We start from the raw sequence: 23,401 nt of genomic DNA on the forward strand, positions 1-23,401 counted from the left end.
ATTTTTGGCTGGTTAGGTATATAGGCCCCCCAATTATTGTGGTTACCGAATGGCGCTCTTCCACTCCTGCCCTGGCCGGCAAGTCATCAGACGGGTGCCTATAGCTTTGCGTTACTGTCGTTCCCTGGAAATGATCTGCAGAACGTTGTCTGCAAGCGCAGATGCCGTTCCGGAGGCATCCAGCCTGTGCCAGTCGCCCAGCTCACCAACATCATAGGTCGATTGCTGCTTAACCACATCAATATCTGCATCCGAGGCATCGCATCGGCGGTCTCTGACGCGATGTTCGAGAGTCATGAGCGGTGCGTCGAGCCAGATGCCGGAGAAGGGGATATTGATGTCCCGACATAAGCGCTCCAGTGCCAGCCGTTCATCTGGCTTGGCGAAAACCGCATCGGTAATGACTGATTGGCCTGCATCCAGAGCTTCTCCAGCCTCCTGAAGCATTCGCTTATAGACCCTTTGTCCGGCTTCGGCTGAATATGCGCTCTCGGGTAGTGTGTCTTCGGGAGTGAGGCCAGCCATACGCTTGCGTAATACATCACTGCGCAGCCAGCGCGCGCCGGGTGGCGCTCCGATAGAGGGGGCAAGGGCTGCTGCCAATGTGGATTTACCCGTGCCACTCAGCCCGCCGATCGCGATAAGTCGAGGTTTGTTCGGGTGCAGGAAGGTAAGAGCTGCCGTAAGATAGGAGCGAGCCTTTTCGAGCGTGTTCTTACGCTTATATTCATCGGATTGTTGCTGCGCCTCGCTTGCCGTCACATGCGCACGAATAGCTGAGCGCATGGACAGGAAGAGCGGCAGAGCTGCCAGCCCATCAGATTCATCTGCCATGTCGCAATAGCGGTTGAAGAGGCGATTAGCCTGTACTGCAAAACCGCGCTGCCATAAATCCATCAATAAAAAGGCGAGATCGTACAATGTGTCTGTCGTCGCGAGTTCGGCATCGAATTCGAGACAGTCGAACATCAACGGATGCCCCTCCCAGAGGCATATATTCGCCAGATGAAGGTCGCCATGGCAGTGGCGTACACAGCCTGCTCCGGCGCGGCGGTCGAGTAACGGTGCCATGTTGTCCAATGTTGCAAGGCTGGCGCGATGCAGTCGCAGATACTGATCTTCCGGCAGAAAACCGTTCGGCAGGCAGGTCATACTTTCGAAATTTCCTTCGATGACCTTTCGTATCCGTGAGGTTCCATCTGCAGACATGCAGATTTCGGCCTGCTCGTGAAAAGTCGCGATATGATCGGCAATTTCATCGATCAGGGGAGGCGTCAGTTCCCCTCTTTCGGCGATATGTTCGAGGAGTGCATCATCGGCGAAGCGACGCATGACGACCAGCCAGTCCACAGTCTCACCCTGATCGAATGTTAGTGCGCCGTCCGGTGTCTGTCGAATAGCGCGGACTTCACAATAGAGTTCCGGAGCGGTGCGGCGATTGAGCGCTAGTTCCGTCTCGCAAACCGTTCTCCGTTTCGCGGCGGTTGAAAAATCGAGATAAGGAAGGCGTATCGCTCGCTTCAGCTTGTAAGCATGTTCGCCGGCAAGAAATACAATTGCATCATGCGTATCAATACGCTCGACCGGCCCTGAACAGCCATAGGTTTCCGGCCGGGACAGGAAGCGGATGGTTTCGCTCTGATCGATCATGGAGTGGCTCGCTCCTTTCTTGTCTGCCAAGCAGCATATCAGAACACATCTTTCCTTCCTGATCCGGTAAAAGATGTTCGGCTAAAGTTTCAAACCATGTTCTGTTGAAAGGACTGAGGTGCATTTCCGATCCGGCATAAGAAGCGGAGCAGGCGAACCGTATGTCACGGGCTCTGATGTCGGATAGGCGCGATCAGTGGAGGAACCGTACAAAACTGCCACAATATTGGGTTTTAACCCAATATTGTGGCTCCACTCTAGCTCATATCTGCCACTATTACGATAATGCGCAGCGGTGAAAAATATGGCTTCGCAAGACTTGTAATTGAGCTGTCTGCCACACGGTTTTCTACCAGATTGCGGGAAGCTTTGATTGCCGAAAATTCCGAAATTGGTCCGTTTATGTTGGGCAGACTACATCTTATAGGGGAGGGCGCAAGCTTACTGTGTCGCCTGCGCCTTCCGAACCGCGTCCTTTTTTGCCGCCGTTTTTTTAGTCCAGTCGGCGAGCACGTCTTTCGCCCGGCTTTTTTCTCTCGCAATGACGTCGTCGTAGTTGGGGACCGGGGCCGAAATTTCCAAATTCAGGTCGTTGGGGTCCTTGAAATAGATGGATGTTACAAATCCATTGTTTACAGGGCCGCGAAATTCCACACCTGCTTTCGAAAGCCGGTCGACCATTTCATTCAATTCGGTTTCCGTATCCACTCGCAAGCCGACGCGGAATTCATTTTCATTATATGGCTTAAAAATATCCGGCTTTATGTCGATGTCCTTGTCGAAAAAGGCGAGGAAATCACCGTCGGCCATGCGGAAGAAAATATGCATGAAAAAATAGTCACCGCCACGACCGTCATCATTGATCATCACCGCTGCATTGAGCGGCAAGCCGAGAATATCTTCATAGAATCTACGGGTTTCTTCGGCATCAAAACATTTGATCGCCGGATGATGAAAGGAATGAATAGGCGGACGTTTGACAGCAGAAGATGTCTGCGGGGCTTCGGCGGTTAAGGTTGCATTGCTCATATCTAAATATCCTCTTACCCGTGTTTTCCTGGCGCAGTCGTTACGCCGCAGGCACTCCACTGGAACGAATTCCGAGAGAAGGGTTTATTGAATTTCCCGGAATTTTTTCTTCTTGGGAGCGGATTGCACCGTCCAGTCAGCTAGAATGTCTTTGGCTTCAGACATTTCCCGGTGCATAATCTCTTCGTGATCAGGGACCTGATAGGTTGCTTCCAGCCAAAGACCATTTGGGTCCTGGAAATAGATTGACTGAACCATGTCATGATCCATCGGGCCCATATATTCGATGCCCCTTTCCTTCAGTCGTTCCGCCCAGGTCATCATGGCTTCTTCTGAAGGCACTTTCATACCGAGATGAAGTTCCATGGGATCGAAGGTGAACTTTTCGGGAGTGACATCGTCCGGCATGTCATAAAAGGCGATGAAATCGCCATCTGCCATCCGGAAATAGATATGCATGACTTCTGTGGTCCTGCCATCCACTTCCATTTTTTCCGGTATCGCGGCGGTAAATTCCATTCCCAGAAAGTCCTCGTAGAACTCACGGGTCTCTTCACCATCGAAACAGCGGAAAGACATATGCCGAATGGATCGAATCGCAGGCTTCTGTGTGTATTTGGTCCAATCGACGTCAGACGAAGATGATAGTTGTCCCATTTTATCTCTCTCCTTGTTTCACCTGCATGCCCTACAGTTGGAAACTCGAAGACATGCGATGATATTCAAAACAACTTCTATATAGAAGATAAGGCATAAAACCCTGTGAACGCAAGATGCAAGAAAGAACCATGTCTTTTTAAAATGATAATTTCCTATATAATTCAATGTTATGTTCCGGAATTTTCCTGCTGCGAATTTGCCAATCGAACGGGGTAGAGGCCGGAACGGTTATTCTCCTGACCAATATAGCGGCCCATTCCTATTTTCGTAGGACAATAGGTGATTCGGAATCATGTCTGATTGCGTCTGTTATATCTGCTATCAGATAGCAGGCTATGGAAAGCCCCGGCTTTGTGCGAGGCTGGAGTGTCAAAGCTCTGATCCGGGCAAAAGCCTCGATTGATCGGCTGTTCTGCCGGGTAGACCTTCGGGGGGTGCAGGCTGTGACGAAATGGCTGCTTACCCGCAGGTCAGCAAGGTGTATTCTGCGGGCCGGTTACCGGCTGTTTGATCTGCTTTTCCAGTCCGGACGGGCAATTGGTAGCTTCAGAATTGAAACCGGAGCGAGGGTGTGAACTGAGCTTTTTATAGCTCGGGTACAATCATCGCAAAGGCCGGAATTAATATGGGAATGTGCCATGCATGCGATGGTTTTGAGAAAGATTGGCGAACCACTGGTCTGGGCCGAGTTGCCCGATCGTGATCCCGCAGCAGGAGAAATCCGCGTGAGCGTGTCGGCCTGCGGGGTCTGCCGCACCGATCTGCATGTGGTTGATGGTGAACTTCCTGATCCTAAAGTGCCGATCGTTCCGGGGCATGAAATCGTTGGTCGCGTCACGGCGATTGGCAACGAGGTCGAAGGTCTGCGGATCGGTGAAAGAGTCGGGATCCCCTGGCTAGGGCATACTTGCGGTACTTGCCCCTATTGCCGGATTGAACGGGAAAATCTGTGCGATGCGCCGGAATTCACGGGTTATACAAGGGATGGTGGCTATGCGACATCGGTGGTGGCCGATGCCCGCTTTGCCTTTCCGTTAGGCGAGCAGGGGGATGATGTAGCGCTGGCGCCGTTATTATGTGCGGGACTGATTGGGTGGCGTTCGCTTGTTATGGCGGGGGACGCTGGGAAGCTGGGGCTCTACGGTTTTGGAGCGGCTGCCCATATTATCGCACAGGTGGCCCGTTGGCAGGGGCGGTCAATCTACGCTTTTACCCGTGGCGGCGATACGGCAACTCAGGATTTCGCGCGTGAGCTAGGGGCCGTCTGGGCGGGGGGATCGGATGAAGCCCCGCCAGACCTGCTGGATGCTGCGATTATTTTTGCGCCGGTTGGCAGCCTTGTTCCGGCAGCATTGAAAGCGGTGCGCAAGGGCGGCCGGGTTGTCTGTGCCGGCATTCATATGAGCGACATTCCGAGTTTCCCCTATGCCGATTTGTGGGAGGAGCGGCAGATTCTTTCGGTTGCCAATCTGACCAGGCAGGATGGAATCGACTTTCTCGGTCTTGCGCCCAAAATCGGCATTGCCACGCAGACGACGACCTACCCTCTGCAGCAGGCCAATCAGGCGCTCGACGATTTGCGGGCTGGCCGGTTCGAAGGGGCGGCCGTTCTGGTTCCGTGACGGGTTGCGACAAAAGCTGTTATAGAAAAGGCCCGGACCGTCCTGCTAGACGATCCGGGCCCTGCTATTTGGCGAAAGTATCGGCGTTCTAGTCTTTCCGCGACATTTCGTTTTCCGCATAGAAAGCTTCGGCTGCTGCAGCGGCGGCTTCGGCCGCTTCGCGTTCCTGCTTCTCCAGTTCCGCTTCGTCACGCAGATGCAGTTCATGCAGGATCATGCGTAGCAATCCGGCGGCCATCAGAAGCAGAACGACTGCAAAGGGCAGGCCTGTCACGATGGCAGCGGTTTGCAAGGCATCGAGCCCGCCAGACCAGATCAGCGCACCTGCCAGTGTGCCGAAAGCCACAGCCCATGTGATGCGGTGTATCAGTCCGGCATGGCTATGCCCGCCCGAAGCGATCATGGCGGTCACCAGCGCTCCGGAGTCAGCTGAAGTCACAAAGAAAGTCGCCACGATGATAATCGCGAGCCCGGAGGCAATCTGGCTCAGCGGATAATGATCGAGAAAGGCGAACAGCGCATCGGGCATGCTGGCATTGACCGCTGCGGACAGTCCGCCATTGCCAAGCAGTTCAATATGAAGTGCGCTGTCTCCGAAGATCGTCATCCAGGCGAAAGTGAACAGGCTCGGTACCAGCAGGACGCCGCTGATAAATTCGGTCAGCGATCGACCATAGGAAATGCGAGCGATAAAAATGCCGACAAAAGGCGACCAGCTGATCCACCAGGCATAATAGAAGATTGTCCACTTGCTCTGCCAGTCTCCCGGACTGTAGGTCTCCGTCCAGGTAGACAGATAAATGAAGCGTTGAAAATAATAGCCGATATTCTGCACGAAACCGTCGAGCAGAAACACTGTTGGCCCGACAACGAAAATGAAGAGCGCGAGCAGCACGGCCAGTGCCATGTTGCATTCCGAAAGCCGCCGGATGCCGGTATCCAGACCCATCGCCACCGATAATGTGGCCAGCCCGGTGATAACGGCGATAATGATGGCTTTGGCCAGGCCGTTATCGGGCACGCCCAGCAAAAGTTCCAGTCCGGCATTGATCTGCGATGCACCGAGGCCGAGTGAGGCGGCAACGCCACAGACTGTTGCCGTAATGGCAAGCACGTCGATCATATCGACAACCAGCGTTGGAATACGCGGGAAGGCTTCCTTCAGAAATGCGCCGATACTGAGACTGAGATTCCGGTTATAAGCGACATAGGCCAGCCCGAGCCCGATGATCGCGTAAATACCCCAGGCATGTAGCCCCCAATGCAGAAAGACGAGGCCCATAGCGTGCTGCGCGTTTCCAGCCAGTCCGCGCGGTAATGTCGCATCGGGATTGGAGAAGGCTGAGGAGGGGGGATTGGAGAAATGCATCACCGGTTCGGCCACGCCATAAAACAGCAAACCGATACCCATGCCCGCGCTGAACAGCATCGCGAACCATGTCAGCAGGCCGTATTGCGGCTTGGCTCTCGGCCCGCCCAACCGAATATGACCGGCTCGGGAAATGGCAAAATAACCGCAGAAAACCAACAGGATGTCTGCGGTTAAAACGAAGAACCAGCCAAAGTTATGGGTTGCAGCGGATTGAATGGCGCCGAAACTGCTTTCTGCCTGATCGGCATTGAAGACGGCAAACAGGATAATCAGGCCAATTAAACCAATGGCCCCAAAGAAAACGCTGGGTTTGAAATTTGCGGCGGGACTTCCCGGACCGCCAGATTGACTTGCCACGTGGAAATTCCTTAAAGTATAGAAATCTTATTACTTGAATTGCCTGAAAGTTGTTCGTTAGAACATGGCGATATTTTCAAGTATAATGTCAAGCGTGTGCACCCTGTAAAAAATTGAGAGCGCTTCACGGCTCTTCTTTCACACCAATAAGTGCACTGTTGTGTTCATGCAACGCTATTATTTTTCCTTGGCAAATTCCGTGATCGCCGGTGGATATCTGGCCAATGCTCATTTAGCCGCAACCTCCGGATCAGGGGAATTTATTTCTGCCTCTGGTGATCTGATGGTCTTTTCGATCTGCCTCTAAGAGTGCTGCTGCATGCTGCGCGGCGCTGCGGGTCGAGCTAGTAACAGGGAAACGATATGAAGAAGCTTTGCAGCGGAGCGTCTATTGGCGCGCTTGCCATTGCCATTACCGCCCCGGCGGTTGCACAGGACCAGCAGCCTGCCCGTCAGGGTGGCGTCCAGGAAATTATCGTCACGGCAACCAAGCGTGTAGAAAGCACGCAGGATGTGCCGATTTCGGTGCAGGCCGTGGGTGAAGAAGCGCTTGAACAGCTCGGCATTGCCAACTTCACCGATTATATGCAGCAATTGCCGAGCGTGACGGCTGGCGGCGGTGGCCCCGGCCAGAATACGATTTATATTCGTGGCCTCGCTTCCACTACGCCAAACCTCACCACCGCGGGTGTGGCCGGCCTGGCACCTAACGTATCGGTCTATCTTGACGAACAGCCGCTTTCACAGCCCGGCCGTAACCTTGACGTTTATGCCGCCGACCTTTCACGAGTGGAAGTGCTGGCCGGTCCGCAGGGCACCTTGTTCGGTGCATCGAGTCAGGCTGGTGTGGTTCGCCTCATCACCAATGATCCGGTCATGGGTGAATGGCAGGGCAAGGCCAAGGCTGGTGTTGCTTTCACCAAGGGCGGTGACATGAGCAACAATGTCGAAGCCGTGGTCAATGCTCCGGTGACTGACAACTTCGCTGTTCGCGGCGTGTTCTTCGTTGACCATCAGGGCGGTTATATCGACAATGTTCACGGCACGCGCGATCTGAGCGGAAGCGCGCGTTTCCGCCCCGAAGGTACCGTGCGTCAGAACGGCGTTCCGGTCGGTCCGAACCGCGCCGGTTTTCAGTCTACTGCCGATCTGTCGGGCGTTGATTTCATCTCCGCTGATAACGCAAATCTGGTGGAAGACAATTTCAACGACACCGATTATAGCGGTTTCCGCGTGACGGCATTGTGGGAAGTAACGCCGGACTGGTCGATCAAGGTCGCCCATATGCGGCAGGGTCTCGATACGGACGGTGTTTTCTTCGAAGATCCCGAACTCGACGATCTCGAAATCGAGCGTTATCAGCAGGACAATCTCGAAGACGATTTCTCTAACACCGCATGGACGGTCGAAGGTCGTCTCGGGGCGCTCGAAATGGTTTACACCGGGGCCTATACGGATCGTGAAACGAACCAGCGCGTCGATTACACCGACTATATGTATGCCGGTCAGTATCTGCCCTATTACATCTGCGATACGTCGGTGACCTATCCGGGTGATGGTGTGGCACCGTCAGGCACCTGCCAGGCACCTTATGCCAATGTGACGTCCGATTCCTCGATGAAGAAATTCACCCAGGAACTGCGCTTCAACACGCCGGCTGACAAGCCCTTCCGCGTGACTGCAGGCGGCTTTTACAGCAAGCTGAATCTGAAAGAGCGCAACGATTATAACTATCTCGGTTCTAAAGACGTCGAACTGTATGATGGCTCGATCGGCTACCCGGCGAATAGCGCCTTCACCAGCGGCTATTATTCCGATCCGGCAGCATTCAATCCGGGCACAATCTTCCGTAACGACACCAAGCGGACGGACGAGCAGTTCGGCATCTTCGGCGAAGCCGCCTTCGATGTCGTGCCCGATTTGCTGACGGCGACTGTCGGTGCCCGTTATTATAACGTGAAGGTCGATCTGGAAGGCGGTGCGAGCGGCTCTTTCTGTAACCCAAGTGCGGGTATGGATGTGAATGCTTACGGCACTAATATCAGCGATCTCTACGATGGTGACGGTGAATACACCTATATCAACACCTGCAATCCGGATGCGCAGCTCACCTTCGATGACAGCCAGTCGGTCGACCAGATCGCTCAGGCACTGAGCGCCGCTGGTGAAGGTCCGGTAGGCGATCTTCAGGGTACGGCCCAGCAGATCTATAATGCCGTTCGGGCACCCGATAAGGCGAAGACCGATGGCGTGATCTTCAAGGGAACGCTGACGCTGACACCGACCGAGAACACGCTGTTCTATGCAACCTATTCGGAAGGTTTCCGCCCCGGTCTGCTGAATCGTCCGGGTGGGGCAGGCGGCCCCGATGGCTTCACCGTGCCCTTCGCGCTCGATACCGACGAAGTAAAGAACTACGAAATCGGCTGGAAGCTCGATCTGTTCGACCGTCAGCTGCGCTTCAACGGCAGCGCTTTCTATGTCGACATTTCTAACCTGCAGACGACGATTTTCGATCCGTCCATCACCAATCTGTTCTTCTCGGACAATGCGGCGGATGCCGAAATCAAGGGCGTTGAAGGCGAAATCACCTTTGCTCCCTATAGCGTTCCGGGCCTGACCGTTTCGGGCGCTTTCTCGGTTCTCGACACCGAGATCACCGATGTTCTGACGCCGACCAACGATGTGGTCGAAGGCAGCGATCTGGCTTATGCGCCGTCCTTCCAGGGCAATCTGCGCGTACGCTATGAATTCGATCTGGGCGATACGGGCCTGCGGGCTCACATCATGCCTCAGATGGCGCATAGCGCGTCCAAATATACGGATATCATCAAGATCAACCGTCTGAAGCTGGACAGCTACACCACTTTCGGTCTCTCGGCCGGTGTCGCGAAGGATAACTGGACTTTCGAAGTCTATGGCGACAATCTCAGCGATGAGCGCGCCGAGCTGAGCGGTGATTTCTATTACGATCGCGCTCGCGTGGTCGTGAATCGTCCGCTGACAGTGGGCGCGCGGGTTTCCTTCAGCTACTGAGCTGACTGACCGCAAGGCAAGTGAGAGAAGGGCGGTCCGGCGTGGCCGCCCTTCTTATTTGAAATGAGGATAAACAGCCATGGCCGCAACGGCAGAGAGTGACGATGCGCATAAGGATGCGCTCGACACCGCCCGCAAGCAATTGAAAGCACGGCAATTTGCCGAAGCCATGGCAACGGCGGAGCGGGTGCTTTCTGCCAGCCCGGATCATGTCGATGCGCTCTATATTGCCGCCGTAGCGGCGCGTTACGCCGGGGATTATGACAAGGCCCAGGCCTGCCTTCTGCATCTCCAGCAAGCGGCTCCCGAATATGGCCGCGCGGTGCAGGAGCAGGGCCATCTTGCGCGCGACAGGGGAGAAAGCGAGACGGCACTGGCGCATTATCGCCGGGCGGTGCGGCTCAATCCTGCCTTGCAGGCAAGCTGGATGGCGCAGGCGAAGCTGCTGGATGATAAGGGTCAGGCGGTTGAAGCCGGTCATGCCCGAAAACAGGCCGAACGAATTGCGCAATTGCCGCGCGAACTTGTCGCAGTCACCAACTGGATTTATGAAGGGAAAATTCTCAAGGCGGAAAAACTGTGCCGTTATTTTCTGCAGCAAAATCCGCATCATATCGAGGCGATGCGGCTGCTCGCTGAGATCGGCAGTCGGCTGGGCGTGCTCGATGATGCCGAATTTCTGCTGGAAAGTGCGGTCACCTTTGCCCCCGGTGACACAAGATTACGGCTCGACTATATTGAGGTGCTGAGGAAGCGGCAGAAATTTGCCCAGGCGCGTGATGAGGCCGAGAAGCTCTATCGCACCAACCCTGAGAATCCGCTTTTCATGTCGCATCTGGCGATCGAAAGTATGCAGACCGGCGATTACGATCGCGCTTTTGCGTTATTCGATGCCGTACTGCAAAAGCTGCCCGGCGATCCTGCCACATTGACGTCCAAAGGGCACGCCCTCAAGACCATGGGACAACAGGATAAGGCGGTGGCTTCCTATCGTGCAGCCTTCACAGCGCGCCCCGATCACGGTGATGCCTTTTATGCGCTGGCCAATCTCAAGACTTATCGTTTCACGGATGATGAACTGGCGGCGATGGAAGTGCAGTTGCGGCGTCCCGATCTCGCTTTCATGGACCGTGTCCATATGAGTTTTGCCCTCGCCAAGGCCTATGAGGATCGCCATGATTATGAGCGCTCATTCCATCACTATGAGGAAGGAAACCGGCTGAAACGGGCGCAGACACGCTATGATGCGGATGACATGTCGGCCGAATTGCAGAAGCAGATCGATATCTGCACACCTGCCCTTTTTGCGCAGCATGAGGGGGCGGGTGATCCGGCACCGGACCCGATATTCATTCTCGGCCTGCCACGTGCCGGTTCGACGCTGCTGGAACAGATACTGGCCTCGCACTCACAAATCGACGGGACGATGGAACTGCCCGATATTCTGGCACTGGCGCATCGTCTGCGGGGCCGCAAGGCAGGGGCTTCGCGCTATCCGGAAGTGCTGCATGATGTCACTGACGAGCAATTCGCGCAAATGGGCCGTGCCTATATCGAGAATACCCGGATTCACCGGCAGGGTGCGCCATTTTTTATCGACAAGATGCCGAATAATTTTCGCCATATCGGTCTGATCCATCTGATTCTGCCCAATGCTAAAATCATCGATGCGCGCCGTGCGCCGATGGATTGCTGTTTTTCGGGTTTCAAACAGCTCTTTGCCGAAGGTCAGGAATTTACTTACGGCTTGCATGAAGTGGGCCGGTATTACGCCGATTATGTGCGCCTGATGGACCATTGGGATGCGGTGTTGCCGGGCAAGGTTCTGCGCGTGCAGCATGAGGATGTGCTGGATAATCTCGAAGGCCAGACCCGTCGGATGCTTGATTTTATCGGTGTATCTTTCGAGGAAAACTGCCTCGATTTTCACCGTACTGAACGTGCCGTGCGCACTGCCAGTTCAGAGCAGGTTCGCCGCCCGATCAACCGATCGGGTGTTGGTGCATGGAAGCCTTATGAACCATGGCTCGGGCCCTTGCGCGATGCGCTGGCTTCCTGAGGACTGGCCACAATGCAGCGGGGCCGTGACGTTCGCGAAACCAGCGATGCGTTGCGGCAATTCCGTCCTCCAGGCCGATATGCGGCTGCCAGCCCATCTTGCGCATACGCGAATTGTCCATCAGCTTGCGCGGTGTGCCGTCGGGCATGGTCTCGTCCCAGTGAAGTGAACCATAATATCCGGCAATCTCGCACACCATTTCGGCCAGATCTCGAATGGATATCTCTTCCCCGCTGCCTATATTGACCGGCTTCTCGTCCGAATAATACTGTAACAGGAAAATCAGCGCATCGGCGCAATCATCGACATGGAGAAACTCCCGTAAAGGCGTGCCACTGCCCCACAATGTGAGGTCCGGTGCGGCATTTCTGGCCGCCTCTTCGACCTTCCGGATCAGCGCGGGCAGAACATGTGCAGTGCGTGGATCGAAATTGTCATATGGCCCGTAAAGATTGCAGGGCATGGCACTGATAAAATCACAGCCATATTGCCGGCGATAGGCCTGACACAGTTTGATTCCGGTAATCTTGGCCAGTGCATAGGCTTCATTGGTTTCCTCCAGCGGGCCGCTCAGCAAGGCTTCTTCGGCGATCGGCTGGGCTGCCATGCGCGGATAGATGCAGGAAGAGCCGAGAAAGAGCAGCTTTTCTACATCGACCGATTGTGCGGCATCGATCACATTGGCCGCAATCAGGAGATTATCTTGCAGGAATTGTGCCGGAGCGTCACGATTGGCGATAATCCCGCCGACTTTCGCGGCTGCCAGAATGACGGCGTCGGGTCGTACCGTTGCAAACCATTGGCGCACATCGCTTTGTTCGCGCAGGTCGAGCGAAGATTCGGCAGTTAGAATCGTACAATTCTCCTGTCGCAGCCTGTGCAGGACGGCAGAACCGACCATCCCGCCATGACCGGCGACATAAATCCGCTTACCTGTCAGATTATAGGCCATGCTCAGTGAACCCGTTCACGGCTATGCTTCCATGCCGGTTCGGCTTTCAGGGCCTGTATGTCAGCAGCCACCATTTCCCGTGCCAGCTCACGCACCGGCATGTCGTGGTGCCAGCCGAGCTGTTGATGTGCCTTGCCTGCATCGCCGATCAGCAGATCCACTTCGGCAGGACGGAAATAGCGCGGGTCCACTTCTACGAGGCAGCGCCCCGTGCTGCGACAATAGCCCTTTTCCTGAAGGCCCTGCCCGGCAAATTCCAGGGGGATGCCTGCATCCTCGAACGCCCAGTGAACGAACTGGCGCACCTGAGTGGTCTTGCCTGTGGCCAGCACATAATCGTCAGGCCTGTCCTGTTGCAGCATCAGCCACATACCCCGCACATATTCGCGTGCATGGCCCCAGTCGCGCTTTGCATCGAGATTGCCGAGATAGAGTCGGTCCTGTCGGCCCAGTGAAATGGCCGCCGCGGCGCGGCTGATCTTGCGGGTGATGAAGGTCTCGCCGCGCAGCGGGCTCTCATGATTGAAGAGAATGCCGTTGGAGGCGTGTAAACCATAGGCTTCACGATAATTCACCGTGATCCAATAGGCGTAGAGTTTAGCCGCAGCATAGGGAGAGCGCGGGTGAAACGGGGTGGATTCGCGTTGCGGTGTTTCCTGCACCATTCCGTAAAGTTCGCTGGTGGCAGCCTGATAAAACCGCGTATCCTGCTGCATTTCGAGAATGCGGATGGCTTCGAGAAGCCGCAATGTACCTATAGCATCGACGTCGGCCGTATATTCGGGCGTTTCAAAGCTCACTGCTACATGGCTTTGCGCTGCGAGATTGTAGATTTCGCCGGGGCGGATGTCCTTGATAAGCCGGATCAGGCTGGTTGCATCGGTCAGGTCTCCATAATGGAGGGTCAGCTGCGAGTGTCGCTCCGGTATGTTGTTTAACAGTTTGTCGAGCCGGCCTGTATTCGACATTGAGGCGCGACGTTGAATTCCATGCACTTCATAGCCGCGATCAAGCAGAAACTCGGCCAGATACGCCCCGTCCTGTCCGGTTATCCCTGTAATGAGTGCTCTCTTCTGTATCATGACATACCCCCCTTTTGTCACCTGAGTGAGGCACGGGATGCGGATTCGCAGAAGTGTAAATTAACTATAATCCTGTTCTGGGTCAGTTTTGAGCCGATGCCAGCCGGACGGAATGAGCAAGGCGATGATCTGTGGAGGTATGTTTCAGCGCTTTGTCATAATAAGTGGTCTGCAGACGTCAGACTGCTTCCGATGATGAAGAAATTGGAAAGGAAATATTAAGCGACATTACGTAGTCCTCAGAGGTATGATTGGGGAAAATCCGGTAATCGAGAGTGACTTTCGTGACAGGTAACGCGTCTTTTGCGGCTGGCTTTGCAGATCGGGCTAACGATATGCCAGCCTGTTCGGCGACGGGAACGCCGGAGGCAGGTTGAAGACTATGCAAAAGGCCTTGAGGCATATCCGGCCTGTTTTGCTTCTGCATATTGCCGGCATGGCATTTCTCTTCGGGCTGCTGGCCTGGCTTGGAATTACTCTGACACGAGGCGAGGGACGGATTGCGGCCATCTGGGCGCCCAATGCCGTCCTTCTGGCGGTTTTGTTGCGGCGCCATGCCAGGGAGGATCTTCTTTATCTCCCGGCAGTTTATGCCGCTAATATTGCGGCCAATCTATTGGCAGGAGACAGCCTGGCCCGCGCCATGGGGCTGGGTTTTGCCAATATTGTCGAGATCGTGCTGGTCTGGCGCAGCATGGCTTATTTTCAGGCGGTGCCATTCGATCCTTCGCGCAATCGGGATCTTTTGTGTTTTGCAGGCAGCGTTCTGCTCGGCACGATGGTTTCAGGCATAATCGCCACACCGGTTCTTACGCCGGAAAACTGGTCTGATATCGCCTATGACTGGTGGGCATGGGTTCGGGCAGATGCGCTCAGTCTCGTTCTGGTTACGCCATCGCTCACTATTCTGGCCGATGCCTGGGGCGCGCGTCACTGGCCGACCCGACAGAAAATGGTCGAAGTAGCCGGTATTCTGGCGTTGGGAACTGCGGTCAGCATATATGTCTTCTGGCAGACGGCTTACCCGTTTCTGTTTCTCGATGCGCTGATCGTTCTGCTCTATGTGTTCCGGCTGGGGCCGCCAGGCGTCGCGATCGGGATTCTCAACGTGGCGATCATTGCGTCTATCGCAACCTCGATCGGGCGTGGGCCGATCAATCTGGTGCAGGGCGGGCTCTCCGAGAAGTTGCTGGTGTTGCAGATCTTTCTGGCCAGCAGTTTTATGATGGGCTTACCCGTCGCAGCTACGCTGATGGCGAAAAAGCGGGTTGAGGAAGAGTTGCGCCTCCATCGCGATATGGGACGTTCCATCATGGAGAATACGCGTGAGGCGATTTTTCGGACGGATGCAGAGCATCGCTGGACCTATCTCAATCCTGCCTGGGAAGAACTGACGGGGAAAGTGCCGGAGCAGAGTCTGGGCGAGACGCTGGAAATGGTGATCTATCCCGAGGACTGGAAGAATCTCGCTGGCCGTCTGCAACAGCTGCGCAAAGGTACGCTCGACAATTTCACACATCGCTTTCGCCTGATCCACGAGGATTGCACCATTCGTCATGTCGAGCTCGGCGTTACGGCGCTGTATGACGATGAGGACCAGTATATCGGCTTTGTCGGCAGTATGATCGATCTGACGATAGAACGGCGTTCGCGCCTTGCTCTGGAACAGAGCGAGGAACGTTTCCGGCGCCTGTCCGACAGTGCTCCGCTGGGCATTTGCCGGGTCGATCTGAATGGCTATCTCACTTATTGTAACGATGCTTTTGCCGAATTGCTCGACCTCACGCGCGAACAGGCGCGGGGCGATATGTGGAAGAGGCGTCTGATCGATCCCGAAAGCTGGCCGCCCCATGGCGACTGGCGAGCCATTGCCGGAGAGAATAAACCGTTCAAATGGCGCGTAGGCTTCCGCAAACTGCATGGAGAACAGGTCGTCACCACGCTGACGGCGGTGCAGGAATATGACGAAAGGGGCGATGTTTGCGGGACGATCTGCGTTTTGCTCGACATTACGCGCGAAGAAGAAGCGACCGAAACGATTCTGGCCGCCAAGCGGACCTTTGAAACACTGGCCAATCTGTCACCTGCGGGAATTTTCCGGACCGATCCCCAAGGGGCCTGCACCTATGTGAATCCGTCCTGGTGTGAGCTTGCCGGGCTGAAACCGGCTGATGCACTGGGATCGGGCTGGACCGAGGCAATTCATCCTGCCGACCGGTTACGCGTCTCCCGAGAATGGCAGGAATCGGTTCGCACGAAGAGTGTTTTCCGCACTGATTTTCGTTTCTTGCGCCATAATAGCGATATTGCCTGGGTCGATGCCTTGTCGACGCCAGAGCTGGATGACCGGGGCGATATTGTCGGTTTCGTGGGCGTCAATGTCGATATTACGGATCGCAAGACGCTCGAAAACGAGCTGGTAACGGCCAAACGCACTGCAGAGATGGCCTCGAGCACCAAGGCCAAGTTTCTTGCCAATATGAGCCACGAAATCCGTACGCCCATGAACGGTGTGCTCGGTTTTGCCGAATTGCTGCTGCATAGCGATCTCGATGAAGATCAGCACAAATATGTGTCGCTGATTGCCGAAAGCGGCCGGACGATGATGCAATTGCTCAACGATATCCTCGATATTTCGAAGATCGAGGCAGGGCATGTGGTGATTACCCATGAACCGACCGACCTGCGGCATTTGCTGAAGGGATGCTGTCGGTTGATGCAGGCGGAGGCGGACAGGAAGGGGCTTCCGCTCACACTGGATGTGGATGATGCTATTCCGGCGGTTATGCTCGCGGATTCGTTGCGCCTGCGCCAGATCGTGCTCAATCTGGTGGGCAATGCGCTGAAATTTACCGCACAGGGTCATGTGGCGGTTCGCGCAAGTCTGCAAATTGGCCGTATTGGGCAGCGTGAAGTGGTGGTAGATGTGGAAGATACCGGCCCGGGCATTCCCGCCATGCGCGCCGAAGCGATTTTCCGGCCCTTCGAGCAGCTGGACGATTCGACCCAGCGGCAATATGGCGGCACCGGATTAGGCCTGCCGATAAGCCGGCAGCTTGCCGAACTGATGGGCGGGCACCTGCAATTGCGCAGCGAGGAAGGCCGGGGCAGTACCTTCACCCTGTCGCTGCCGCTCGATGTGTCGGAAAGCGGCGATGTCGAAGTGAAGCGTCATTTGCAGGCCGAACCGGTGGCTCCTGGCAGTCTTGCCGGCGAGGGGCATATCCTGCTGGTCGAGGATCATGAGATCAATCAGGTGCTCCTCACCCACATGCTCGAAGGGCTCGGCTATACGGTCGAACTTGCCGGAGACGGGGCAGAAGCGATCGACATTCTGGGGCAGACACCGGAAACGCCCGACCGTTTCGATCTGGTCTTGATGGATATGCAGATGCCGGTGGTGGATGGCATCAGGGCGACACGGATTTTGCGGGCTGGCGGGCTCAGCCCGGAAGACCTGCCGATCATCGCGCTGACAGCCAATGCCTTTGAGGAAGATATTCAGACGTGCCGCAAGGCGGGCATGCAGGATCATCTTGCTAAACCCGTATCGCGCGAGATGCTCGCCCGAATGCTCCATAAATGGATCGGGAGGAAACCCGATAAAGATAAGGATGAGCTGGCCGAGACCGGATTTGATCTGCCCGAGGAGTTGCAAATCCAGTATCGCGAGCGGCGGCAATTCATTCTTGACCGGATTGACGGGGTGCTTCGTTCGGGTTTCCTGTCCGATGAGGATGCAGGCGATCTGGAAGAGCACCTTCATAAGCTCGCCGGAACGGCGGGCCTGTTCGGTGAGGCCGAACTGGGCGAGCAGGCGCGTGAACTGGAAAGCGCCCTGCGCAATGCTGGCAGTAAGGAAGAGCGGCTCGGTATTTTCCGCCGCCGGGCGCAGGCGATGTTGCAGGCGGCCTGACTGCCGTTTGAAGCTGAGCGGTTTATTCGGTTTTCTCCCGAAGACTATCGTCCTGAAGCCCATTGCGCGCTATTGCGTTTGAGTGAGTCCAGGCCGTCGTTTCAGCGCCGGCCGGCCGATATGCTGAGAGGAGAAATCGAGTGCAGTTCGAACGCAAGAATCCGATGACCGGGGAGGTCGCTTCGACCGCCGAGGCGATGAAACCCGCGGATATTCCCGCTATTGCGCAAAAGGCGCAAAAGGGTTTCGAACAATGGTCGAAGATGGGGCCCAATGCGCGCCGTGCCGTGCTGGTCAAAGCCGCGGATGCGCTGGAAGCGCGCAAGGACGATTTCGTCAATGCCATGATGGGTGAAATCGGGGCAACGGCCGGCTGGGCCATGTTCAATCTCGGCCTTGCCGCCAGCATGCTGCGTGAAGCCGCCAGCATCACTACACAGATTTCAGGTGAAGTGATTCCGTCCGACAAGCCCGGCTGCCTTGCCATGGGTGTGCGCGAACCGGTGGGAGTCCTGCTCGGCATTGCGCCATGGAATGCGCCGATTATTCTGGGGGTTCGGGCGGTTGCTGCACCGCTGGCCTGTGGTAATGCTGTTATCCTTAAAGCGAGCGAAAACTGTCCGCGCACGCATTCGCTTATTATCGAAGCGCTGGCCGAAGCCGGTTTCCCCGAAGGTACGGTGAATTATGTCACCAATGCGCCCGAAGATGCCGGTGAAGTGGTCGGTGCGCTGATCGATGCTCCCGAAGTCAAACGCATCAATTTTACCGGCTCCACAAAGGTCGGCAAGATCATCGCCAAACGGGCGGCTGAGCATTTGAAGCCCGTCTTGCTCGAACTGGGTGGCAAGGCACCGCTGGTGATCCTCGAAGATGCCGACCTCGACGAAGCGGTGAAAGCCGCCGCTTTCGGAGCTTTCATGAATCAGGGCCAGATCTGCATGTCCACCGAACGGATCATCGTGGTGGATGCGGTGGCCGATGAATTCGCCAAACGCTTCAAAGCCAAGGTGGAATCCATGCCCGTGGGCGATCCGCGTGAAGGCAATACGCCACTGGGTGCCGTGGTGGATCGGGCTACGGTGGAACATTGCCTGAGCCTCGTCCAAGATGCGCTGGGTAAGGGAGCCGAGCAGCTCACCGGCGGTGAAACCACGCAGAATGTGCTGATGCCCGCTCATGTGGTCGACAAGGTAACGCAGGATATGAAGCTGTTTCGCGATGAGAGTTTCGGCCCGGTGGTCGGTATTGCCCGTGCGCGCGATGAAGACCACGCGATCGAACTGGCCAATGACACCGAATATGGCCTTTCCGCTGCGGTCTTCACCGGAGACGGCGCCCGTGGCCTTCGCGTGGCCCGCCGCATCCACTCCGGCATTTGCCACGTCAATGGCGCGACCGTGCATGACGAAGCGCAAATGCCTTTCGGCGGTATCGGTGCTTCGGGTTATGGCCGTTTCGGCGGCAAGGCGGGAATCGACAGCTTCACCGAATTGCGCTGGATCACGATGGAAACCGAACCCGGCCACTTCCCGATCTAGGCAAGCGAAGAAAAAGTGGGGCGGTTTGCCTGTTGCAGTGGCCTCGCTTTGGTCAGATCGGCCTGAATTCTGAAAAATGATAGCCGGGGCAAGGAATTGCTCCGGCTTTTTCATGCTGGCGAAATTAGGCAGAGATCTTTCTATTTTTGATCCATCGCAAGGTGTGCTCGCGAATCTTCAGGCAAATTCTCACCATTCTAAGTGGAAAGAGATGCAGTTTCTGAAAGGTGACGAGGATGAATGCGATGTTCAGACCGGCAGGTGACGACAGACGTCAGATCCCCGGCACATATGTTTTCGACGGTGATGCCGCGCAGCGTGGTTTTGCGATCAACGATATGTGCTTTTCCTTCAACAAGGCAGAAAATCGCGAAGCCTTCGCGGCCGATGAAGAAGCCTATATGGATCGTTACGGCCTCTCCGAAGAGCAGAAGAAAGTGATCCGTGATCGCGATGTGATCGGCATGCTCAATTCGGGCGGCAATATCTATTATCTTGCCAAGCTGGCCGGTATTCTCGGCCTTGGCGTGCAGGATATCGGTGCGCTCCAGACCGGAACCACGGTGGACGAATTCAAAGCCGCTTTGCTGGCCCATGGCACGCGTCTCAAAGAGATGACCCATCAGGGAGAAGCAGCATGAGCGAGATTGCAGGCGGCATTTTCACCAGCCATGTGCCCGGTATCGGGCAGGCGATTGCCAAGGGGCTTCAGCAGGACCCGTATTGGAAGCCTTTCTTTGACGGGTTTCATCCGGTTCATGAATGGCTGAAGCGCGAAAAGCCCGATGTGCTGGTGTGTTTCTATAACGATCACGGGCTGAATTTCTTTCTCGATGCGATGCCGACTTTCGCCATCGGTGCAGCGGGCAGCTATCGCCATGAAGATGAAGGCTGGGGCATTTCGGGTTATAAGCCCTATCCCGGCATGCCGGAGCTTTCCTGGCACATCATCAATGAAGTGGTGCGCGAGGAATTCGATCCGACCATGTGCCAGAAGATGCTGGTCGATCATGCGCTGGCCATTCCGGTCGAGCTGGCATGGCCCGATGCGGAAAGCTGGCCCTTCAAACTTGTTCCGATAGCGATCAACACCGTGCAGTTCCCGCTGCCGAGTCCGAAGCGCTGCTTCGATTTCGGTCGCGCCGTCGGCCGGGCGCTGGAAAGCTGGGAAGGCGATGAAAAGATCGTGGTGATGGGCACAGGCGGCCTTTCGCACCAGCTCGAAGGACAGCGCGCAGGACATATCAATATCGAATATGATACTTTCTGCATGGATAATCTGTCGCGCGATCCGGAAGCTTTGCTGCAGCACAGTTCACTCGACATTGTCGAACTGGCTGGCAGTCAGGGTGTCGAAATCCTGAACTGGATCGCGGCACGCGGTGCCATGCGCGGATCGGTGACCGAATATTCGCGCAATTACCATATTCCGATTTCGAACACGGCAGCAGCCACCATGCTGCTCGAAAATCACGAAAAAGTGATTGCCTGAACACAGGCACGCAAGAGGGGCCGGATAACAGGAATCCGGCCTCTTAATATTACCATATCAGATCATCATATCGGGCCCATGCTGCTGCATGGGCTACTCTGGGGAGAGAAGAGTTGGTCCATTTTCCGAATTCGCCGCTGTATAATGACGTTCTGCGTCTGGTCCGTCTGGAAGGCGATATTGCCGATCTGGAAATCGAAGGCGAGATCCCGGCAGAGCTGGACGGGGCATTCTATCGCGTGCATCCCGATCCGCAATTCGCGCCCAAATATGAGAACGATCAGTTCTTCAACGGCGATGGCATGGTGTCCATGTTCCGTTTCAAAGACGGCAAGGTCAGCTTCCGCCAGCGTTATGCGAAAACGGATAAGTGGAAACGCGAAAATGAAGCCGGCCATGCGCTGTTCGGTGCCTATCGCAATCCGCTGACCGACGATCCTTCGGTAAAAGGCGTGCCGCGCGGCACGGCCAACACCAATGTGCTGGTTCATGCAGGCAAGCTCTTCGCCATGAAGGAAGACAGCCCCTGCCTCATCATGGACAAGGAAACGCTGGAAACCGACGGCTATACCGATTTCGACGGTGATCTGGAAATTCCAACCTTTTCGGCCCATCCCAAGATCGATCACGATACGGGTAATTTCTGCGGCTTCGGTTATGCCACCAAGGGCGATCTCACCCGCGATGCAAGCTATTTCGAGATCAGCCCCGAAGGAAAAGTGGTGCGCCGGGCCGATTTTCAGGTGCCCTATTACACTATGCTGCACGATTTCGCGATTGCCGGGGATTATGCGGTGTTCAATGTTTCACCCTATTCTTCTGACTGGGAAACGCTGGAGCAGAACCGCCCGCATTTCTGGTACGACCGCAGCCTGCCATTCTATCTCGGGGTGATGCGCCGCGATGGCGATGGCAGCGATATTCGCTGGTTCAAACAGGAACCCAGCGTGTGCGGCTGCCATGTGATGAATGCCTATCAGGATGGCACGAAGATCTATTTCGATCTGCCCGTCTCCAAAACCGGCAGCCTGCCTTTCTTCCCGGAGAAGGACGGGACGCCGTTCAATCCGGAAGAAGCGACGACTTTCCTCAACCGCTTCACGGTGGATCTTGCCTCCAATACGGATGAGATCACGGCGATGGAACCGATCGGCCAGATGCCGGGCGAATTCCCCCGGATCGATGACCGTATGGCGGGCAAGCCCTATCGTCATGGCTGGATGATTACCTATGATTTCGACAAGCCCTATAACGGCCCGCAGGGGCCGTTTGTCGGGGTCATCAATTCACTCACCCATTACGATCATGCGACGGGTGAGGAACAAAGCTGGTGGTGCGGGCCGGACGGGGCGATTCAGGAACCCTGTTTCATCCCGCGTTCGAAAGATGCTGCCGAAGGCGATGGCTGGCTGGTGGCGCTGGTCGACAATCACATGACCAACTATTCCGACCTGTGCATTTTCGATGCACTCGACGTTTCGAAAGGGCCGGTGGCCCGCGCCAGACTGCCTATCCGGCTGCGGCAGGGCCTCCATGGCAACTGGGCCGACGGAGACAAATTGGCGGCCTGACACATTTCGCGCCGAGTGCCGCCGGTTTGGAGGGCGCCTGTCGGGGGGCAGGCGCTCTTTTTCGTGCTTGTGTGTTCTGCCGGGAGATGGCCGAGGGCTTTATTCCTGGCCGGCGCGGCGGGTGGCGACGCGGGCGAGCGAGGCCCAGTCCTGATCGCCCTGATGATGCGCCAGCGCGTCGATCAGCGCATCGCGCAGAATCGCCGAGATGGGCTGAGGCACATTGACCCGTTCCCCCGCTTCGAGTGCAAGGCGGACATCTTTCAGCCCGAGAGACAGTTTGAAACCGGCCGGTTCGTAGCGTTCTTCGGCAATCGCGCGGCCATAACCCTGATAGACCGGGGAGGCGAACAGCGTGGTGGAAATCAGCTCGATAAACTGTCCGCGGTCGATCCCGTAGCCCTGCGCCAGCGCCACGCTCTCGCCCATCATCCCGATAGCGCCGGCAATCATGGCATTGACCGCCAGCTTCACGGCATTGGCCTGCTGCGGCTCGTCTCCGAAATGCCAGACCTTGCTGCCCATGGCTTCCAGCACGGGCATGGCGGTATCCAGCGCATCCTGTCGGCCAGCGGCGAGGATATTGAGCGCCCCGGCTGCCGCCACATCGGGCCGGCCGAGGACCGGGGCGGCGAGATAGTGCAGGCCCTTACCGGCCAGAAATTCATCCAGCTCGCGCGAAAAAGCGATCGAGACGGTCGCCATATTGATAAAAACCGCACCCTCAGGCAGCGCATCGAGCGCACCGCTTTCCACCAATACCTGCCGTGTCACTGTATCATCGGGCAGCATGGCGATCAGAATATCTGCATTCTCGGCAGCCTGCTGCACTGTATCTGCCGATGTCGCGCCTTTTTCCGCCAGAGCCTGCACCGGTTCGGGCGAGCGATTCCATACTGTTACGTCAAATCCTGCCGCCACCAGAGTGGCGGCCATGGCTTCACCCATATTCCCGAGGCCGCAAAAGCCTGTTTTCATCGCATCTGTCCTGTCGTTCACCTGGGATCGTCCCCTGGCAGGAAACGACTGAGACAATGCGGAGTGCCCGAAGGCTCAGGAAAT

General features: G+C 56.0%; 15 protein-coding genes. 8 read left to right on the top strand and 7 right to left on the bottom strand.

Translation table 11 applies throughout. The features are described from left to right. Nucleotides 1-111 precede the first annotated feature (111 nt). The 3 genes from D6851_RS06590 to D6851_RS06600 all read right to left on the bottom strand — a co-directional run bounded on the left by D6851_RS06590 (nt 112) and on the right by D6851_RS06600 (nt 3,258). On the bottom strand, nt 112-1,650 hold the full coding sequence (locus D6851_RS06590) for a bifunctional aminoglycoside phosphotransferase/ATP-binding protein (RefSeq protein WP_120324106.1): 1,539 nt from the start codon (nt 1,648-1,650) through the stop codon (nt 112-114). Nucleotides 1,651-2,091: 441 nt separating this feature from the next. Beyond that, on the bottom strand, nt 2,092-2,679 hold the full coding sequence (locus D6851_RS06595; RefSeq protein ID WP_120324107.1) for a VOC family protein: 588 nt from the start codon (nt 2,677-2,679) through the stop codon (nt 2,092-2,094). Between the two features lie 84 nt (nt 2,680-2,763). Next, nucleotides 2,764-3,258 carry a VOC family protein gene (locus D6851_RS06600; protein ID WP_183030014.1) on the bottom strand — a complete coding sequence of 165 codons (495 nt, stop codon included), beginning with the start codon at nt 3,256-3,258 and terminating at the stop codon, nt 2,764-2,766. Between the two features lie 719 nt (nt 3,259-3,977). Here D6851_RS06600 and D6851_RS06605 point away from each other — a divergent pair. Further along, complete coding sequence (locus D6851_RS06605) at nt 3,978-4,961, top strand: zinc-dependent alcohol dehydrogenase family protein (protein WP_120324109.1); 984 nt, start codon at nt 3,978-3,980, stop codon at nt 4,959-4,961. Between the two features lie 88 nt (nt 4,962-5,049). Here the strand turns inward: D6851_RS06605 and D6851_RS06610 are convergent, their stop codons facing one another. Then, nucleotides 5,050-6,690, bottom strand: coding sequence for a BCCT family transporter (locus D6851_RS06610; protein ID WP_120324110.1), 1,641 nt, complete (start codon nt 6,688-6,690; stop codon nt 5,050-5,052). A gap of 363 nt (nt 6,691-7,053) precedes the next feature. Between D6851_RS06610 and D6851_RS06615 the strand changes: the two genes are divergently transcribed. Beyond that, entirely contained in the window at nt 7,054-9,726 is a 2,673-nt protein-coding gene (locus tag D6851_RS06615; RefSeq protein ID WP_120324111.1) for a TonB-dependent receptor, read from the top strand. 79 nt (nt 9,727-9,805) lie between these two features. Next, the gene (locus tag D6851_RS06620) at nt 9,806-11,785 is read left to right on the top strand and encodes a tetratricopeptide repeat-containing sulfotransferase family protein (RefSeq protein ID WP_120324112.1); all 1,980 of its coding nucleotides are present in this window, start codon (nt 9,806-9,808) and stop codon (nt 11,783-11,785) included. On the opposite strand, the gene D6851_RS06625 is transcribed toward D6851_RS06620, so the two are convergent. Then, nucleotides 11,709-12,737: a GDP-L-fucose synthase family protein gene (locus D6851_RS06625; protein ID WP_120324113.1), complete on the bottom strand. Its 1,029-nt coding sequence runs from the start codon at nt 12,735-12,737 to the stop codon at nt 11,709-11,711. The two genes, D6851_RS06620 and D6851_RS06625, sit on opposite strands and share 77 nt — an antisense overlap. A 2-nt stretch (nt 12,738-12,739) precedes the next feature. Continuing rightward, the gene (gene gmd, locus D6851_RS06630) at nt 12,740-13,819 is read right to left on the bottom strand and encodes a GDP-mannose 4,6-dehydratase (RefSeq protein WP_120324114.1); all 1,080 of its coding nucleotides are present in this window, start codon (nt 13,817-13,819) and stop codon (nt 12,740-12,742) included. Between the two features lie 436 nt (nt 13,820-14,255). Here gmd and D6851_RS06635 point away from each other — a divergent pair, with 436 nt between their 5' ends. The 5 genes from D6851_RS06635 (at nt 14,256) to D6851_RS06655 (ending at nt 22,339) form a co-directional block, all read left to right on the top strand. Further along, nucleotides 14,256-17,735: a PAS domain S-box protein gene (locus tag D6851_RS06635; RefSeq protein WP_183030015.1), complete on the top strand. Its 3,480-nt coding sequence runs from the start codon at nt 14,256-14,258 to the stop codon at nt 17,733-17,735. 140 nt (nt 17,736-17,875) lie between these two features. After that, complete coding sequence (locus tag D6851_RS06640) at nt 17,876-19,276, top strand: aldehyde dehydrogenase (protein WP_120324116.1); 1,401 nt, start codon at nt 17,876-17,878, stop codon at nt 19,274-19,276. Nucleotides 19,277-19,521: 245 nt separating this feature from the next. Then, on the top strand, nt 19,522-19,917 hold the full coding sequence (locus D6851_RS06645; RefSeq protein WP_120324423.1) for a protocatechuate 4,5-dioxygenase subunit alpha: 396 nt from the start codon (nt 19,522-19,524) through the stop codon (nt 19,915-19,917). Beyond that, nucleotides 19,914-20,768: a class III extradiol dioxygenase family protein gene (locus tag D6851_RS06650; RefSeq protein WP_120324117.1), complete on the top strand. Its 855-nt coding sequence runs from the start codon at nt 19,914-19,916 to the stop codon at nt 20,766-20,768. Before D6851_RS06645 ends, D6851_RS06650 begins: the two co-directional genes overlap by 4 nt. 113 nt (nt 20,769-20,881) lie before the next feature. Continuing rightward, the gene (locus D6851_RS06655) at nt 20,882-22,339 is read left to right on the top strand and encodes a lignostilbene-alpha,beta-dioxygenase (RefSeq protein ID WP_120324118.1); all 1,458 of its coding nucleotides are present in this window, start codon (nt 20,882-20,884) and stop codon (nt 22,337-22,339) included. A gap of 99 nt (nt 22,340-22,438) precedes the next feature. Here the strand turns inward: D6851_RS06655 and D6851_RS06660 are convergent, their stop codons facing one another. Next, nucleotides 22,439-23,338, bottom strand: coding sequence for an NAD(P)-dependent oxidoreductase (locus D6851_RS06660; protein ID WP_238473975.1), 900 nt, complete (start codon nt 23,336-23,338; stop codon nt 22,439-22,441). Nucleotides 23,339-23,401 lie beyond the last annotated feature (63 nt).

This window comes from Altericroceibacterium spongiae (assembly GCF_003610805.1).
Taxonomy (GTDB): Bacteria; Pseudomonadota; Alphaproteobacteria; order Sphingomonadales; family Sphingomonadaceae; genus Altericroceibacterium; species Altericroceibacterium spongiae.